Genomic DNA, 16,112 nt, shown 5'->3' on the forward strand with positions numbered 1-16,112 from the left:
GGCCAGGACGCCGCTAGCGGGGGCCGCGGTTCCGCCCCGTTGCGCCCGTCTTGGCCGGAAGCGCTCAGCTCTCCTCGGCCTGCGGGTCGCCCCAGCCCGCGTGCTGCGCGACGGCCGGGTTGGCCTGGACGTCCGGCGAACAGTCGTAGCGGTGCGCCGCCGCCGGGCCCGGGCCGCCCAGCAGCGCGCCCCCGGTACGCCCCAGCGCGCCGCTCCTGCCGTAGGTGCACACCAACTGCGCCAGCGCGAACGACGGCAGGTCGTCCGGCTCGACGGACAGCCGCAGCGCCTCCGGCGCGTCGCCGGCGCGCGGCCCCGCCACCCGCAGCGCCGTGGGCAGCGCGGTGCTGAACCCGGCCCGAGCCTCGTCGGGCGTCGGCGGCCGCTGCAACTCGGCCAGCAACGCGCGAGCCGCCGGCAGCCGGATCGCGGCCCCCGGGGTGCCCGGCGGCTGCTCCACCGCCCGCTCCACCGGGACCAGCGTCGACCCGCACACCAAATACACCGGGACCCGCGCCGCGCCCGCCGCTGCCGTGGACGTATCGGACTCCGGCGCGTGGCAGCTCACCCGCGACGGGGCACCGCCCGCGTCGACGGGCACGGACGTGCCGCGGATCCCGCAGCCCGCGGCGGCCAGTGCGAGCACCGCCACCGCGGCGGCGTACCGCCCCGACCCGGGCCGGACGCGCCGGATCATCGTCGGCCCTCCGGGCCCTCGCCCTTCGGCCGCCCGCCGCCGTCCGCCGGCTCGTCGCCGTCGGTCAGCCGGGAGGCGTCCATCGGCAGCCACAGGGTGAACACCGCGCCGCCCTCGGGGTGGTTGGCGGCGCTGATCCGGCCGCCGTGGATGTGCGCGTTCTCCTGCGCGATCGACAGGCCCAGACCACTGCCCTCGGACCGCGGCCGGGACGCGCTTGCCTTGTAGAAGCGGTCGAAGACGTGCGGCAGCACCTCCTCCGGGATGCCCGGACCGTGGTCCCGCACCCGGATGACCAGCTGCCCGCCCGCGAGTTCCCGACCCTGTTCGAACGGGTCGGCATCCCCGCCGGGCCCGGCCTCCTCCGCCACCGGCTCCGCCGGCTCCGCACCGTCCGCGGCCGGCGCCGCAGCCACCGGCTCCGCGGGCTCCGTACGGACCGACACCCGCACCGGCGAACCGCCGTGCTTGAGGGCGTTGCCGATCAGGTTCGCCAGGATCACGTCCAGCCGTCGCGGGTCCAAACGGGCCATGGTGCCGCGGTCGGCGTCCAGCTCCACCGCGTCCAGCCAGGCCCGGGCGTCGATGCAGGCGGTCACCTGGTCGGCGACGTCGACGTAGTCCAGCACCAGCCGGGCCGTCCCCGCGTCGAACCGGGTGACCTCCATCAAGTTCTCCACGAGGTCGTTCAGCCGCCGGGTCTCGCTGACCACCAGCTGCACGGCCGGCGCGATCATCGGGTCGAGGGAGTCCGCCTCCTCCTCCAGCACCTCGCTGACCGCGGTGATCGCGGTCAGCGGCGTCCGCAGCTCGTGCGACATGTCGGCGACGAACCGCCGGGACGCCGCCTCCCGGCCGCTCAGCTCCTCGACGCGCTGCTGGAGCCGCTCCGCGGTGCGGTTGAAGGTCCGCGACAGATCGGCCAGTTCGTCGGTGCCGGTGACCCGCAGCCGGGTGTCCAACCGCCCCTCGCCCAGCTGCCGCGCCGCGTACCCGAGCCGCTGCACCGGCCGCAGCACGGTCGTCGCGGCGGCCTGCGCCAGCAGCGCCGAACCGACCAGCGCCAGCGCCGTGGCGATCCCCAGCGACCACCCCAGCGACGTCAGGTCCTGCCGCTCGGTGGCCAGCGACTTCATCATGTAGCCGGTGGGCCCGCCGCCGATCACCTTCGCCCCGGCGACCAGGTACGGGACGTCCCGGACCTCTTTGCGCTGCCAGTACAGGTGGTGTGCGGACGGGTTGTTCTCGTCGACCGGGCGCACCTGGTCGACGGCGTTGCGCAGCGACTGCGGGATGGTCTGCAGCGTCAGTAGGTTCTTGTCGGTGGTGGCCGCGCACTCCTTGCCCGCGCTGTCCACTCCGATCAGCAGCACCGTGTAGTTCTGCGGGCCGGCCGCCATCTGGCGGGCCGCGTCCTGGAGTTCGGCGCAGCGCGGACGCAGCGGCAGCGAGTGGGCGCTGTCCTCCAGCGACTTGCGGAAGTCCTTCAGGGCGGCGTTCTGCGTCCGGTCCAGGACCGTGTTGCGGTTGAGCCAGTACGCGATCCCGGACGCCGAGACCGCCGCGGTCAGCGCCACCAGCGCGAACACCACGACCAGCCGCAGCCGCAGGCTCGTCAGCCGCAGCAGGCCCGCGGCCCGGCGCAGCAGCCGCACCAGCCGACCGCCGGACGCGTCGCCGTCCCCGGTGCCCCGCTCGCCCTCCCCGGGCCCACCGCCGTGCGGGGTGCCTGCCGTCACTGCGGCGCGTCCAGTCGGTAGCCGACGCCGCGGACGGTGCGGATCAGCGTCGGCGAGGACGGGATGTCCTCCACCTTCGCGCGCAGCCGCTGCACACAGGCGTCCACCAGCCGCGAGTCACCGAGGTAGTCGTGCTCCCACACCAGCCGCAGCAGCTGCTGCCGGGACAGCGCCTGTCCGGGCCGCCGGCTCAGCTCCAACAGCAACCGCAGCTCGGTCGGGGTCAGTTGCAGGTCCTCGCCGTTCTTGGTGACGGTCATCGCCGACCGGTCGATCACCAACGAGCCGAACGTCGCCGAATCGCTGGACTCCCGCTCCCCGCGCCGCAGCACCGCCCGGATCCGGGCGTCCAGCACCCGGCCCTGTACGGGCTTGACCACGTAGTCGTCCGCACCGGACTCCAGCCCCACCACCACGTCGATGTCATCGCTGCGCGCGGTGAGCAGGATGATCGGCAGTTGGTCCGTCCGCCGGATCCGCCGGCACACTTCGAAACCGTCGATGCCGGGCAGCATCACGTCCAGCACGATCAGGTCCGGCCGCTGCTCGCGCAGCAACTTCAGGCCGTCCTCGCCCGTCGCCGCGGTCATCACACGGTGACCCTGGCGAGACAGCGAGAGTTCGAGGGCCGTGCGGATGGCGTCGTCGTCCTCGATCAGCAACAGGAAAGGCACGTCCGCCATTCTGGCGCATGGGATGCCGGTAGATCGACCGGTGGCCGTCCGATGTCCGCCCGGTGGCCGTCCGGTGGCGCCCGCCGGGCCCGATCGACCGTCGTTCACGGAGCCACGCCGCGCCGCGATCTCCCCTGTGACACGTCTGTGACAGACGGCGGACAACGCGATGAAACTGGGTTGGCAGTCTTTGGGTCAGCCGGGAGAGATCAACACCGCCGAGGTGGGATCCCGACCGGTGACACACCGAACGAACTGGCTCGACCGACGGGGGGCAGCACGATGAAGAACACACTGCACGGCACGACTTCCGGCGCAGTCGTCACGCGCCTCCACGACATTGGGCGGGAGAAGTCCGGTGCCGATGGGGGTACCTCCCTGCCCGAGCGAAGCCGGGGGCTTACGGGAGGGCGGGGGTGCGCTCGCAGCACCGGGCGTCAGCGGCCGCCGTACATGGTGGCCATTGACGCGATGGTGGTGCCCCAGGGGCTCAGCGGGGGAAACGGGGGCCAGGAGAGCACCGACGGGGGCACGGGATACAGGGAGACGGGGGACCGGCGCACCGCGGCGGAAGCGGCCGAGGCCGAAGCGGCCTTCACCGCCTACGTCCAGGAGCGCCGCGCCTCCCTGTACGCCACCGCCTACCACCTGACCGGTGACCGCTACGAGGCCGAGGACCTGCTCCAGAGCGCCCTGTTCTCGACCTACCGGGCCTGGGACCGGATCAGCGACAAGGCGGCGCTCGGCGGCTACCTGCGCCGCACCATGACGAACCTGCACATCAGCGCCTGGCGCCGGCGCAGGCTCAACGAGTACCCGACCGAGGAACTGCCCGAGACCGCCGCCGACGCGGACGCCATGCGCGGCACCGAACTGCGCGCCGTCCTGTGGCAGGCGCTGGCCCGGCTGCCCGAGGCGCAGCGCACCATGCTGGTGCTGCGCTACTACGAGGGCCGCACGGACCCGGAGATCGCGGACATCCTCAACATCAGTGTCGGCACGGTGAAGTCCAGCATCTGGCGCTCGCTGCGCCGGCTGCGCGAGGACGAGGTCCTCAGCTTCGGCCGTGACGAGCAGGAGTCCTTCGGCGCACTGGTCGCCTGAGGACGGGGGGTAAGGCCCGAGGGGGATCCGGGGGGAGAGCCCGAGGGGGGACACGGGGGAACACGGGGGAAGCGAGCGGGTTCGGGCGGCCGGGGGGTCTGCCCGAACCCGCTCTTCCATTTGCGCCGGGTGTGCCGGGTGCGCCGGTCCGCGTGCCGGAGAGGCGCGCGTCAGCGCCGCGCCGCGGTCTCCACCGGGCACCCCGTCCGCGCTGCCGCTATCCGGGCCAGCGCCTCCGGCCCGGCGCACGGGTGGGCGCCGAGCGCGGTGTGCCGGGCCACGATCGTCCGTTCGCTGCGCAGCAGTCGCAGGCCCCGCCGCACCAGGTAGACCGCCGGTTTGCGGCCCTCGCGCAGATCCCGGGCCAGGCGCCGGCGGAAGGTGGTGGCGGGCCGCCCGCGCAGGCACAGCGCATCGGCCAGCAGCCCCGCCGCCCGGCACCGGTCGATGACGTCGGCGGCGAAGATGCCCTCCGCGACGAACAGCGGTGCCCCGTCGAGCACCAGCGCCGAGGAACCGGTCCGGGCGCTGGTCGCGATGTCGTACACCGGGACCGCGGTCCGCCCCGTACGGCACAGTTCCTCGATGGCCGCGACCGCGGCGCCCGCGTCCCAGGAGAGCGGCGAGTCCCAGTCCGCGCCGCCGCCGTCCGGCAACTGCGGCAGCGACGGGTCCGTGCCCTCCTTGTAGAAGTCGTCGAGGTTGAGGACGGGCAGACCGGTCGCGGCGGCCAGGGACGTCTTTCCGGAGCCGGAGGGGCCGGTCAACAACAGGACGCGGGCGGACGGTGGCCGGGTGGGCGAATGGGAGTTCACGGGCACTCATTGTCGGGCATTGCGCCGTGGGGGGTACCCCTGGCGCGCGAGGTGGAACCCCCGCCACCGCTCAACTACGCTACGCAGTCAATCGATTACGTAGAGGGTTCACATTTCCCTCGCGCAGTCGGTGCGAAACCGCAATTCCGCTCCTCCGATCCACAGGCAGGTGGCACACATGCCCTCCCACGCACGTCCCAAGCCCAGCCGCGTGCCCCGCGGTCTGCTGCGCGCCGGTTTGGTGATCTCCGCGGCCGGCGTCGCGCTCACGGGCGGCGCGGCGGCGGCGGGCGCGGCCGCCCCCGCGCCCGGCGGCACCGCAGGCGGCACGACCGGCGGTACGACCCCGCGGCAGCCCGTGTCCGACGACGGTGTCGTGGGCCACGCACTGGTCCACGCGATGACGGACTCCACCGGCCGGGGCCTCGGTCCGGTCAAGAACCTCAAGCTGGACCCGATGGCCAACACCGGCGTCGACCCGCTGGCCAACGGCATCGGCACCCAGGTCGCCGACTTCAAGCCGGTGAGCACCACGCAGGTGACGGACCCGGTGACCAAGGGCGGCGCGCTGCGGGACCTGCCGGTGACCGGCACCGCGATGCGGTTGCTGCCCGGCTGACCGGCCGCCGGCCGACGAGAACCGGGTCCGCCTCCGCCGCGCCCCGTACCGTCGCCCCGTTCCCGCACAACGGCGCGGGACCCCGCCCACCAGGGCGAGGTCCCGCGCCGTTCGTCCGTTCCGGAGCCGTGCCGGAGCCGGGTCAGACGCCCATCGGGTGCCACACCGTCTTGGTCTCCAGGAAGGCCAGCAGCCGGCCGGTGCCCGGGTCGGCGGACCAGTCCGCGGCCCGCGGGCGCAGCACCCGCTTGAGGTTGTCGGCCGCCGCGACCTCCAGCTCCGTCGCCAACTCGGGCCCGGCGCCGGTCAGGTCGAGGGCGTTGACGTCCTGGTGGGCGGCGAGCGGGGCGGACAGTTCCGCGGTCCGGCCCGAGAGGAGGTTGACCACCCCGCCCGGCAGGTCGGAGGTGGCGAGCACCTCGGCCAGCGACAGCGCCGGCAGCGGGGCCCGCTCCGAGGCGACGACCACGGCGGTGTTGCCGGTGACGATCACCGGGGCGAGCACCGAGACCAGACCCAGGAACGACGACTCCTGCGGCGCCACCACGGCCACCACACCGGTCGGCTCCGGGGCGGAGAGGTTGAAGTACGGACCCGCCACCGGGTTCGACGACCCGGCGATCTGGGCGACCTTGTCGGACCAGCCCGCGTACCAGACCCAGCGGTCGATCGCCGCGTCCACCTGCGCCGCGGCCTTGGCCTTCGACTGCCCCTCGGCGTCCGCCACTTCGGCGACGAACTGGTCCCGGCGGCCCTCCAGCATCTCCGCGACGCGGTAGAGGATCTGCCCGCGGTTGTACGCCGTGGCGCCCGACCAGCCGCCGAACGCCTTGCGGGCCGCGACCACCGCGTCCCGCGCGTCCTTGCGGGAGGCCAGCGGGGCGTTGGCCAGCCACCTGTCCTTCGAGTCGGTCACCTCGTACACCCGCCCGCTCTCGGACCGGGGGAACTTGCCCCCGACGTACAGCTTGTAGGTCTTGAGAACGCTCAAACGATCAGACATTGAGGTACGCCTCCAGACCGTGCCGGCCGCCCTCGCGACCGAAGCCCGACTCCTTGTAGCCGCCGAACGGCGAGGCCGGGTCGAACTTGTTGAACGTGTTGGACCAGATGATCCCGGCCCGCAGCTTGCTCGCCATCCACAGCATCCGCGAGCCCTTCTCGGTCCAGATGCCCGCCGACAGGCCGTACGGCGTGTTGTTGGCCTTGGCCACCGCCTCCTCCGGCGTGCGGAAGGTCAGCACGGACAGCACCGGGCCGAACACCTCCTCGCGGGCGATCCGGTGTGCCTGGGTGACGCCGGTGAACAGCGTCGGCGCGAACCAGTAGCCGGAGCCGGGCAGGTCGCAGGCCGGGGACCAGCGCTCGGCGCCCTCGGCCTCGCCCGCGTCGGCGAGCTCGGTGATCCGGGCCAGCTGCTCGGCGGAGTTGATCGCGCCGATGTCGGTGTTCTTGTCCAGCGGGTCGCCGACCCGGAGGGTGGCCATCCGCCGTTTGAGCGCGTCCAGCAGCTCGTCCTGGACCGACTCCTGGACCAGCAGCCGGGAGCCCGCGCAGCACACGTGGCCCTGGTTGAAGAAGATGCCGTTGACGATGCCCTCGACGGCCTGGTCGATCGGCGCATCGTCGAAGACGATGTTGGCCGCCTTGCCGCCCAGTTCGAGGGTGAGCTTCTTGTCCGTACCGGCGACCGTACGGGCGATCGCCTTGCCGACCCCGGTGGAACCGGTGAAGGCGACCTTGTCGATGCCGGGGTGGGCCACCAGCGCCGCGCCGGTCGAGCCGTCACCGGTGACGATGTTGACGACGCCCTTGGGGAGCCCGGCCTGGCGGCAGATGTCCGCGAAGAACAGGGCGGACAGCGGGGTGGTCTCGGCGGGCTTGAGGACGACGGTGTTGCCGCAGGCCAGCGCCGGGGCGATCTTCCACGCCAGCATCAGGAGCGGGAAGTTCCACGGGATGACCTGGCCGGCCACGCCCAGGGGGCGCGGGTTCGGCCCGTAGCCCGCGTGGTCGAGCTTGTCGGCCCAGCCCGCGTAGTAGAAGAAGTGCGCGGCCACCAGCGGCAGATCGGCGTCCCGCGACTCGCGGATCGGCTTGCCGTTGTCCAGCGTCTCCAGGACGGCCAGTTCGCGCGAGCGCTCCTGGATGATCCGGGCGATCCGGAAGAGGTACTTGGCGCGCTCGGTGCCGGGCAGCGCCGACCACTTCTCGAACGCCGCGCGGGCCGCCTTGACGGCGCGGTCGACGTCGTCGGCGGTGCCCTGGGTGTACTCGGCCAGCACCTCTTCGGTGGCGGGTGAGACGGTCTTGCGCAGACCGCCGCCGGCCCCCTCGGTGAACTCGCCGTCGATGAAGAGCCCGTAGGAGGACGCGAGATCCACGACGGAACGCGACTCGGGCGCCGGTGCGTAGTCAAAGGTCATGGTCAGTCCACCGTGACGTAGTCGGGGCCGGAGTAGCGGCCGGTGCTGAGCTTCTGACGCTGCATCAGCAGGTCGTTGAGGAGGCTGGACGCGCCGAACCGGAACCAGTCGGCGGTCAGCCACGCGTCGCCCAGCGTCTCGTTGACCATCACCAGGTACTTGATCGCGTCCTTGGTCGTCCGGATGCCGCCGGCCGGCTTGACGCCGACCTGGACGCCGGTCGCCGCGTGGAAGTCCCGCACCGCCTCCAGCATCAGCAGCGTGACCGGGGGCGTGGCGTTCACCGCCACCTTGCCCGTCGAGGTCTTGATGAAGTCCGCGCCGGCCAGCATCGCGAGCCAGGAGACCCGGCGGACGTTGTCGTACGTCTGGAGCTCGCCGGTCTCGAAGATGACCTTCAGGTGGGCGGCGCTCCCTCCCTCAGGCCGGGCGCACGCCTCCTTCACGGCCTTGATCTCCTCGAAGACGTCCAGGTAGCGGCCGGAGAGGAAGGCGCCCCGGTCGATCACCATGTCGATCTCGTCGGCGCCGGCGGCCACCGCGTCCCGGGTGTCGGCCAGCTTGACCGGGAGCGCGGCCCGGCCCGCCGGGAAGGCGGTGGCGACGGACGCGACGTGGACACCGGAGTCGCCGAGCGCCTCCTTGGCGGTCGCCACCATGTCCGGGTAGACGCAGATCGCGGCGACCTTGGGGGCGGTGCGGTCGGTGGGGTCGGGATGGACGCCCTTGGCGCACAGCGCCCGGACCTTGCCGGGGGTGTCCGCGCCTTCGAGCGTCGTCAGGTCGATCATCGAGATGGCCAGGTCGATGGCGTACGCCTTCGCCGTGGTCTTGATCGAGCGGGTGCCGAGCGTGGCGGCGCGGGCCTGGAGCCCTACCGCGTCGACGCCAGGGAGTCCGTGCAGGAAGCGGCGCAGCGCTCCGTCCGAGGCGGTCACGTCCGCCATCGACGCCAGGCGCCCCGCGGCTTCGTTGCCGTATGCGGGAACAGTGGTGGGCATGGTCACGAGGGGAGCATATCTACGCGCGTAGCGACATGCCAGCCCCCGGCCGAATCCACTTCCCGGGCACCCGGGAACGGCCGGGGGCGCGCGGCGCCCGCATCGATGCCGTAACGCAATGTCCGGCATCCGGACGGTCAGGCAGAATCGGCGGCATGACGAGCCCGGAACGGTCCACCTCGCCCCCGCAGCAGTACGCGGAACGCAGCTACCGCTCGCCGGCGGCCCTGGTCGGCGGCGCGCTGCTCATCCTGCTCGGGCTCTGGCTCGGCGCCGACGCCCTGCTGCGCGGCACCGTCCACACCAAGCTCACCGCGCTCTTCCTGCTGCTCCTCGGGGTGCCACTGGTCGCCGCCTTCTCGCTGCGGCCGTTGGTCCGGGCGAACGAGGACCGACTGGTGGTGCGCAACCCGTTCCGCACCATCACGCTGCCCTGGGCCGCCGTCGACGAACTGCGCGCGGCCTTCTCCGCCGAGGTGTTCACCAGCACCGGCAAGTACCAGCTGTGGGCCGTCCCGGTCTCGCTGCGGCAGCGCAAGAAGGTGGCCCGGCAGGCCGCCCGCGGGCCGCGCGCCGCCCGGCCCCGCTTCGGCCTCAACGCGGACTCCGGACCGGTCCCGAAGGCGATGGCCGACCAGACCCTCGCCGAACTGCGCGAGATCAAGGAACGCGCGGAGCACCGCACCACCGCCCAGGGCGCACCGCAGGTCCGCTGGTCCTACGCGGTCCTCGCGCCGAGCCTGGTGGGCGCGGTGGGGCTGGCGGTGATGCTGGCGCTGTAGCCGCGCCGGCCGACGCCGCGACCGATGCGTACGGTCGCCCCCCGGTACGCGAAGGGGCCGGGCTCTCGTCGAGAGCCCGGCCCCTTCGCGCGTGGACACGCCGTGCGGCGGCCCGGAGCGCGTCACCCGCGCCCGGCCCGCCGCACCGGTCGTCAGATCCCGGCCGCCGCCGACAGGTCCTTCTTGACCGCCGTCAGGGTGGCCGCAGCCTTGGCCCGCGCGTCCGGCAGTCCGTCCCGGCCGGCCACTGGCACCACGACCTCCAGATAGCACTTGAGCTTGGGCTCGGTGCCGCTGGGCCGGACCACGACCCGGGCCGCCTCGATGCCGTCCGCCGGCGCGCCCGCCAGGTAGTAGCGCAGCCCGTCGGTCGGCGGGAGGGCGGCGCTGCCCGCGTTCAGGTCGTCCGCCCGGGTCACCGTCAGGCCCGCGAGGGTCGTCGGCGGCTGGGCGCGCAGCCGGCCCATCGCGTCGGCGATCAGCGACAGGTCCGTAACCCGCACCGAGAGCTGGTCGGTGGCGTGCAGGCCGAACTCCACGGCCAGGTCGTCGAGGAGGTCGGCCAGGCCGCGCCCGGCCTGCTTCAGCTCGGCGGCCAGCTCGGTGATCAGCAGCGCGGCGGTGATGCCGTCCTTGTCGCGGACGCCCTCGGGGTCGACGCAGTAGCCCAGCGCCTCCTCGTAGGCGTAGCGCAGGCCGTCGACGCGGGCCAGCCACTTGAAGCCGGTCAGGGTCTCCTCGTAGGGGAGCGTGGCGCCGGTCGCGATCCGGGACATCAGCTGGGAGGAGACGATCGTCGTCGCGAACGTCCCGGCGGCCCCCTTGCGCACCAGGTGCGCGGCGAGCAGCGCGCCGACCTCGTCACCGCGCAGCATCCGCCAGCCCTCCGGCGTGCCGGGGGCAGGGACGGCGACGGCGCAGCGGTCCGCGTCCGGGTCGTTGGCGACGACGATGTCGACGCTGCCGGGGGCCGCGGACCGGGCGGTGGCGAACGCGAGGTCCATCGCGCCCGGCTCCTCCGGGTTGGGGAAGGCGACCGTCGGGAAGTCCGGGTCCGGCTCGGCCTGTTCGGCGACGACCGTCGGGGCCGGGAAGCCGGCCCGCGCGAAGGCGGCGACGAGGGTGTCCCGGCCGACGCCGTGCATCGGCGTGTAGACCACGCCCACGTCCCGGGCGGACCCGGGGGTCAGCACCGCGTCGGTGCGCTCCAGGTAGGCGGCCAGGACGCTGTCGTCCAGCGTCTCCCAGCCGGCCTTGGGGCGGGGCACGTCGGCCAGCGACCGGACCGCGGCGATCCGGTCGGCGATCTCGCCGTCCGCGGGCGGCACGATCTGCGAGCCGTCGCCCAGGTAGACCTTGTAGCCGTTGTCGCGCGGCGGGTTGTGGCTGGCGGTCACCTCGACGCCGGCCACCGCGCCCAGGTGCCGGATGGCGAAGGCCAGGACGGGGGTCGGCAGCGGACGCGGCAGGAGCGCGGCGCGCAGGCCCGCGCCGACCATGACCGCGGCGGTGTCCCGCGCGAAGTCGGCGCTCTTGTAGCGGGCGTCGTAGCCGATGACGACGAGCCCTCCCCCCTGCCCGCTGTCCTTCAGGTACGCGGCGAGCCCGGCCGCGGCCCGGATGACCACCGAACGGTTCATCCGCATCGGGCCGGCGCCCAGCTCGCCGCGCAGCCCGGCGGTGCCGAACTGGAGGGTGCCGGCGAACCGCACCGCCAGCTCGTCGTGCTGGTCCGTCTCGATGAGCTTGGCCAGCTCATCCCGGGTGTCCGGGTCGGGGTCCTCGGCCAGCCACGCCTGTGCCCGGCTGATCAGCTCCGCGGGAACGGTAGCCACGTGATGCTCCTGCCTGTGGATGCGATGTGGGGGATGCGCAACGGGCCGGCCGGCCGGGCGCGCGGCGGCCGCCGGTCCCGTCGCCGATTCGCTTCGGCGACGGGATCCTGCCGTCCGGTACGGCGGCCCGGCCCGCCCGGGGCCGGTGCCGGCTAGATCTTGCTGAGGACCTGGCCGAGGAGCGCGCCCATCCGGGTCGCCGAGTCGCGGCCCGCCTGGAGCACCTCCTCGTGGTTGAGCGGCTCGCCCGTCATGCCGGCGGCGAGGTTGGTCACCAGCGAGATGCCCAGCACCTCGGCGCCGGCCTCGCGGGCGGCGATCGCCTCCAGGACGGTGGACATGCCGACCAGGTCGGCGCCCATCGTCCGGAGCATCCGGATCTCGGCCGGGGTCTCGTAGTGCGGGCCGGGGAGCTGGGCGTAGACGCCCTCCTCCAGGCTCGCGTCGACCTCCTTGCACAGCGCGCGCAGCCGCGGCGAGTACAGGTCGGTCAGGTCGACGAAGTTGGCGCCGACGATCGGGGAGGTGGCGGTGAGGTTGAGGTGGTCGCCGATGAGGACCGGCTGGCCGGGGCGCATACCGTCGCGCAGGCCGCCACAGCCGTTGGTGAGCACCACGGTCTGGCAGCCGGCGGCGACGGCGGTGCGGACGCCGTGCGCGACCGCGGCGACGCCGCGGCCCTCGTAGTAGTGGGTGCGGCCGAGGAAGACCAGGGCGCGCTTCTCGCCGATCCGGTACGAGCGGACCGTGCCGCCGTGGCCGGCGACGGCCGGCGGCGGGAAGCCGGGCAGCTCGGTGACCGGGAACTCGTACTCGGGGGCGCCCAGGGCCTCGGCGGCCGGGGCCCAGCCGGAGCCCATGACCAGGGCGACGTCGTGGTTCTCGGCGCCGGTGAGCTCGCGCAGGCGGGCGGCCGCGGCGTCCGCAGCGCCCTTCGGGTCGATGTCCGGGGTAACAGATGCGTTCACGCGGACGAGGGTAGCCGGTAATGCCCTACGCGCGTAGATGTCGCTGCCCACGGGCCTGCAGGTGCCGGTTTGTGTTTTCTGCCAAAGGATTCCCCGGGTGCGGCGGCGGGCCGGGCGGGAGCGCTCCGGTCAGCAGGGGCGCTTACGGATCTCCATCACGTAGTCGTGCGGGGCGCCGGCGGATTCGGCCGCATCGGCGATCTCGCCCAGATAGCGGGCCGAGGGGAGACCGCCCTCGTAGCCGTTGAGGACGTAGATCCAGGCGGTCTCGTCGCCTTCGAGAGTGTGCACCCGGACCCGCATCCGCCGGTAGATCTCGAGGCCGACGCCCTCCCAGCGGTCCATGGACTCCTCGTCCATGGGCGCGATGTCGTAGAGCGCGACGAAGAGCTGGGAGCCGGGGTCCTCGACGACCGTCGCCAGGGCGCCCTCCCACCCCATCTGCTCGCCGCCGAACGTGAGCCGCCAGCCGTTCAGCCAGCCGGTGCCGCGCAGCGGGGAGTGCGGTGCGCGGCGGGACATCAGCCGCGCGTCGAGGTTGCCGGCGTACGCGGCGTAGAGCGACATGCTTCCGAGGGTACGGGAGGTTCCCCGTTGGGCTCGTGGTACCGGAGATTCGTACAACCGGCTGTCGAGAGCACACGCCCGGCGCCCGCCCGGCCGTCTCCGCGCCCCCGGGGGAGAGCCACGGTCGGGCGTGCGGGACAATGGAGTACGTGACTCGGATCGTGATCATCGGTGGCGGACCCGGCGGATACGAAGCGGCCCTGGTGGGCGCCTCGCTCGGCGCGGAGGTGACCGTCGTCGACTGCGACGGTCTAGGGGGAGCGTCGGTGCTGACCGACTGCGTCCCGTCGAAGACCCTCATCGCCACGGCCGAGGTGATGACCACCTTCGACTCCTCCTACGAAGAGCTCGGCATCATCGTCGAGGACGACACCCCTTACAACGAGCGTCCCGCGCGGGTGGTCGGGGTCGACCTCGGCAAGGTCAACCGACGGGTCAAGCGGCTGGCGCTGGCCCAGTCCCACGACATCACCGCGTCGGTCACCCGTGCCGGCGGCCGGGTGATGCGCGGCCGCGGCCGACTGGAGCCGGGCCAGGCACCCGACGGCTCGCGCAAGGTCACCGTCACCGCCGCCGACGGCTCGACCGAGGGCCTGATCGCCGACGCCGTGCTGATCGCCACCGGCGCCCACCCGCGCGAGATCCCGGACGCCAAGCCGGACGGCGAGCGGATCCTGAACTGGACGCAGGTCTACGACCTCACCGAACTGCCCGAGGAACTCATCGTGGTGGGTTCCGGCGTCACCGGTGCCGAGTTCGCCGGCGCGTACCAGGCGCTGGGGTCCCGGGTCACCCTGGTCTCCTCCCGCGACCGGGTGCTGCCGGGTGAGGACCCGGACGCGGCCGCCGTGCTGGAGGACGTCTTCCGGCGCCGCGGGATGAACGTCATGGCGCGGTCCCGGGCGCAGTCCGCCAAGCGGGTGGGCGACCGGGTCGAGGTCACCCTCGCCGACGGCCGGACCATCTCCGGCACGCACTGCCTGATGGCGGTCGGCTCCATCCCGAACACCGAGGGGATCGGCCTGGAGAGCGCCGGGGTCAAGCTCAAGGACTCCGGACACATCTGGACCGACAAGGTCTCCCGGACCACCGCCCCCGGTGTCTACGCGGCCGGTGACTGCACCGGCGTGTTCGCGCTGGCGTCGGTCGCCGCCATGCAGGGCCGGATCGCGATGTACCACTTCCTCGGCGACGCGGTCACCCCGCTCAACCTCAAGACGGTCTCCGCCAACGTCTTCACCGACCCCGAGATCGCCACCGTCGGCTACTCCCAGGCCGACGTCGACAACGGCGTGATCGACGCCCGGGCGGTCAAGCTCCCGCTGCTGCGCAACCCGCGCGCCAAGATGCAGGGCATCCGCGACGGCTTCGTGAAGCTGTTCTGCCGCCCCGGCACGGGCATCGTCGTCGGCGGTGTGGTGGTCTCGCCGCGGGCCAGCGAACTGATCCACCCGATCTCGATCGCGGTCGACAACAACCTGACGGTCGAACAGATCGCCAGCGCCTTCACCGTCTACCCGTCGCTGTCCGGCTCGATCGCCGAGGTCGCCCGCCAGCTGCACACCCGGAAGGCCGCCGGCGACTAGGCGGCGCCCCGGAAGCGGGCCCATGGAATATTTGTGCCCACGATGGGCACTTGGGGTGAAACGGTCCTGCATGGTCGGGACCGGCACCTCGTTCCACGGGCCGGCGGTGGGTTGCCGAAGAGCGCAACTGACCAGGCATCGAGCGGATTTGGGCACGCACGGTGACCAGGATCGGGGCATGTGCATGCCGCATACCACGAGAACCGACGCGGTGTGAACAACTTCTGCTAATTGGTGCAACCTGCTGAAAACAGACGGTCGTTGGCGTTACTGTCAGTTTCGTGTTCGCTGCAGAACGTCGCCAATTGATCCTAGAAATGGTGCGTGCGAACGGAGCGGTGTCGCTCCGGGAGCTCGCCCGCGTCGTCCAGACCTCCGAAGTGACCGTACGGCGCGACGTGCGGGCGCTGGAGGCAGAGGGACTGCTCGACCGCCGGCACGGCGGTGCGGTCCTACCAGGAGGTTTCACCCGCGAGTCCGGCTTCCCACAGAAGTCCCACCTCGCCACCGCGGAGAAGACAGCCATCGCCGACCTCGCCGCCGGCTTCGTCGAGGAGGGCGAGGCCATCGTCGTCGGCGCCGGGACCACCACCCAGGAGCTGGCCCGCCGGCTCGCCCGGGTCCCCGGCCTGACCGTCGTCACCAACTCCCTGCTGGTCGCCCAGGCGCTGGCCCACGCCAACCGCGTCGAGGTGGTGATGACCGGCGGAACCCTGCGCGGTTCCAACTACGCGCTGGTCGGCAGCGGTGCCGAGCAGTCGCTCCAGGGCCTACGGGTCTCCCGCGCCTTCCTGTCGGGCAGCGGCCTGACCGCCGAGCGCGGGCTGTCCACCTCCAACATGCTCTCCGCCAGCGTCGACCGGGCGTTGGTACAGGCGGCGGGGGAGGTGGTGGTGCTCGCCGACCACACCAAGCTCGGCTCCGACACCATGTTCCAGACCGTGCCGACGGACGTCATCACCCGACTCGTGACGGACGAACCACCCGCCCACGACGACCGGGCCGGCACGGAACTCCAGGCGCTGGCCGACCAGGGCGTCCAGATCGCCGTCGCCAGCAGCTCACTCCCCGGGCAGGCACCGGCCCAGCCGGGCCTGGAAGCCGCCCCGCCGGAGCGCCGGGGCCCACGGCGGGACGTGCCGCTGCCGGGCCAGCGACGCAGTCACCCGGGCGCCGCGCCCGGGGCGCCGCAACTGCGCTCGGCCGGCGGGCTCGGAGACGGCCGGGTGGCCGACCTGGCGCCCCGGCGGCGCTGAGCCGGGACGGGAGAGCGGGCGTCGGGCGGGCCGGAGAGTCCGG

Annotated in this window: 15 protein-coding genes; 5 read left to right on the forward strand and 10 right to left on the reverse strand. The window is 73.0% G+C overall.

Annotation, left to right across the window (positions count from 1 at the left end):
- Positions 1-64: 64 nt before the first annotated feature.
- From ACO0M4_RS00745 to afsQ1, 3 genes are read right to left on the reverse strand one after another with little or no spacing between them, the layout of a single operon-like run.
- Positions 65-697, reverse strand: coding sequence for a hypothetical protein (locus tag ACO0M4_RS00745; RefSeq protein WP_430367556.1), 633 nt, complete (start codon positions 695-697; stop codon positions 65-67).
- Positions 694-2,436, reverse strand: a complete 1,743-nt coding sequence (locus ACO0M4_RS00750; protein WP_430367557.1) for a sensor histidine kinase — start codon at positions 2,434-2,436, stop codon at positions 694-696. Before ACO0M4_RS00750 ends, ACO0M4_RS00745 begins: the two co-directional genes overlap by 4 nt.
- A complete protein-coding gene (gene afsQ1, locus ACO0M4_RS00755; protein ID WP_430367558.1) occupies positions 2,433-3,110 on the reverse strand; it encodes a two-component system response regulator AfsQ1 in 678 nt (225 codons plus the stop codon). Before afsQ1 ends, ACO0M4_RS00750 begins: the two co-directional genes overlap by 4 nt.
- 282 nt (positions 3,111-3,392) lie before the next feature.
- Between afsQ1 and ACO0M4_RS00760 the strand changes: the two genes are divergently transcribed.
- Complete coding sequence (locus ACO0M4_RS00760; RefSeq protein WP_430367559.1) at positions 3,393-4,214, forward strand: SigE family RNA polymerase sigma factor; 822 nt, start codon at positions 3,393-3,395, stop codon at positions 4,212-4,214.
- A 170-nt stretch (positions 4,215-4,384) separates the two neighbouring features.
- Here ACO0M4_RS00760 and ACO0M4_RS00765 read toward each other — a convergent pair whose 3' ends face one another.
- A complete protein-coding gene (locus ACO0M4_RS00765; protein WP_430367560.1) occupies positions 4,385-5,029 on the reverse strand; it encodes a uridine kinase family protein in 645 nt (214 codons plus the stop codon).
- Between the two features lie 178 nt (positions 5,030-5,207).
- Here ACO0M4_RS00765 and ACO0M4_RS00770 point away from each other — a divergent pair, with 178 nt between their 5' ends.
- Positions 5,208-5,648, forward strand: a complete 441-nt coding sequence (locus ACO0M4_RS00770; RefSeq protein ID WP_430367561.1) for a hypothetical protein — start codon at positions 5,208-5,210, stop codon at positions 5,646-5,648.
- A 142-nt stretch (positions 5,649-5,790) separates the two neighbouring features.
- On the opposite strand, the gene ACO0M4_RS00775 is transcribed toward ACO0M4_RS00770, so the two are convergent.
- From ACO0M4_RS00775 to deoC, 3 genes are read right to left on the reverse strand one after another with little or no spacing between them, the layout of a single operon-like run.
- Positions 5,791-6,651 carry an aldehyde dehydrogenase family protein gene (locus tag ACO0M4_RS00775; RefSeq protein ID WP_430367562.1) on the reverse strand — a complete coding sequence of 287 codons (861 nt, stop codon included), beginning with the start codon at positions 6,649-6,651 and terminating at the stop codon, positions 5,791-5,793.
- Positions 6,644-8,074, reverse strand: coding sequence for an aldehyde dehydrogenase family protein (locus ACO0M4_RS00780; protein WP_430367563.1), 1,431 nt, complete (start codon positions 8,072-8,074; stop codon positions 6,644-6,646). The genes ACO0M4_RS00775 and ACO0M4_RS00780 overlap by 8 nt, the downstream gene beginning before the upstream one ends.
- Positions 8,075-8,076: 2 nt before the next feature.
- Positions 8,077-9,075 carry a deoxyribose-phosphate aldolase gene (gene deoC / locus ACO0M4_RS00785; protein ID WP_430371170.1) on the reverse strand — a complete coding sequence of 333 codons (999 nt, stop codon included), beginning with the start codon at positions 9,073-9,075 and terminating at the stop codon, positions 8,077-8,079.
- Between the two features lie 155 nt (positions 9,076-9,230).
- On the opposite strand from deoC, the gene ACO0M4_RS00790 reads away from it, so the two are divergent.
- On the forward strand, positions 9,231-9,857 hold the full coding sequence (locus ACO0M4_RS00790) for a PH domain-containing protein (protein WP_430367564.1): 627 nt from the start codon (positions 9,231-9,233) through the stop codon (positions 9,855-9,857).
- Between the two features lie 152 nt (positions 9,858-10,009).
- Here the strand turns inward: ACO0M4_RS00790 and ACO0M4_RS00795 are convergent, their stop codons facing one another.
- From ACO0M4_RS00795 to ACO0M4_RS00805, 3 genes are all read right to left on the reverse strand, one after another.
- A complete protein-coding gene (locus ACO0M4_RS00795; protein WP_430367565.1) occupies positions 10,010-11,692 on the reverse strand; it encodes a phospho-sugar mutase in 1,683 nt (560 codons plus the stop codon).
- A 152-nt stretch (positions 11,693-11,844) separates the two neighbouring features.
- Positions 11,845-12,660: a purine-nucleoside phosphorylase gene (locus ACO0M4_RS00800; protein WP_430367566.1), complete on the reverse strand. Its 816-nt coding sequence runs from the start codon at positions 12,658-12,660 to the stop codon at positions 11,845-11,847.
- Between the two features lie 129 nt (positions 12,661-12,789).
- On the reverse strand, positions 12,790-13,227 hold the full coding sequence (locus ACO0M4_RS00805; RefSeq protein WP_344577018.1) for a gamma-glutamylcyclotransferase: 438 nt from the start codon (positions 13,225-13,227) through the stop codon (positions 12,790-12,792).
- A 140-nt stretch (positions 13,228-13,367) separates the two neighbouring features.
- Here ACO0M4_RS00805 and ACO0M4_RS00810 point away from each other — a divergent pair, with 140 nt between their 5' ends.
- Together ACO0M4_RS00810 and ACO0M4_RS00815 are read left to right on the forward strand one after the other, a co-directional pair.
- Positions 13,368-14,813 carry an NAD(P)H-quinone dehydrogenase gene (locus tag ACO0M4_RS00810; protein ID WP_430367567.1) on the forward strand — a complete coding sequence of 482 codons (1,446 nt, stop codon included), beginning with the start codon at positions 13,368-13,370 and terminating at the stop codon, positions 14,811-14,813.
- Positions 14,814-15,130: 317 nt separating this feature from the next.
- The gene (locus tag ACO0M4_RS00815; RefSeq protein WP_430367568.1) at positions 15,131-16,069 is read left to right on the forward strand and encodes a DeoR/GlpR family DNA-binding transcription regulator; all 939 of its coding nucleotides are present in this window, start codon (positions 15,131-15,133) and stop codon (positions 16,067-16,069) included.
- The last annotated feature ends 43 nt before the right edge of the window (positions 16,070-16,112 follow it).

The sequence above is a fragment of the Streptomyces sp. RGM 3693 genome (assembly GCF_050471125.1).
GTDB lineage: Bacteria > Actinomycetota > Actinomycetes > Streptomycetales > Streptomycetaceae > Streptomyces.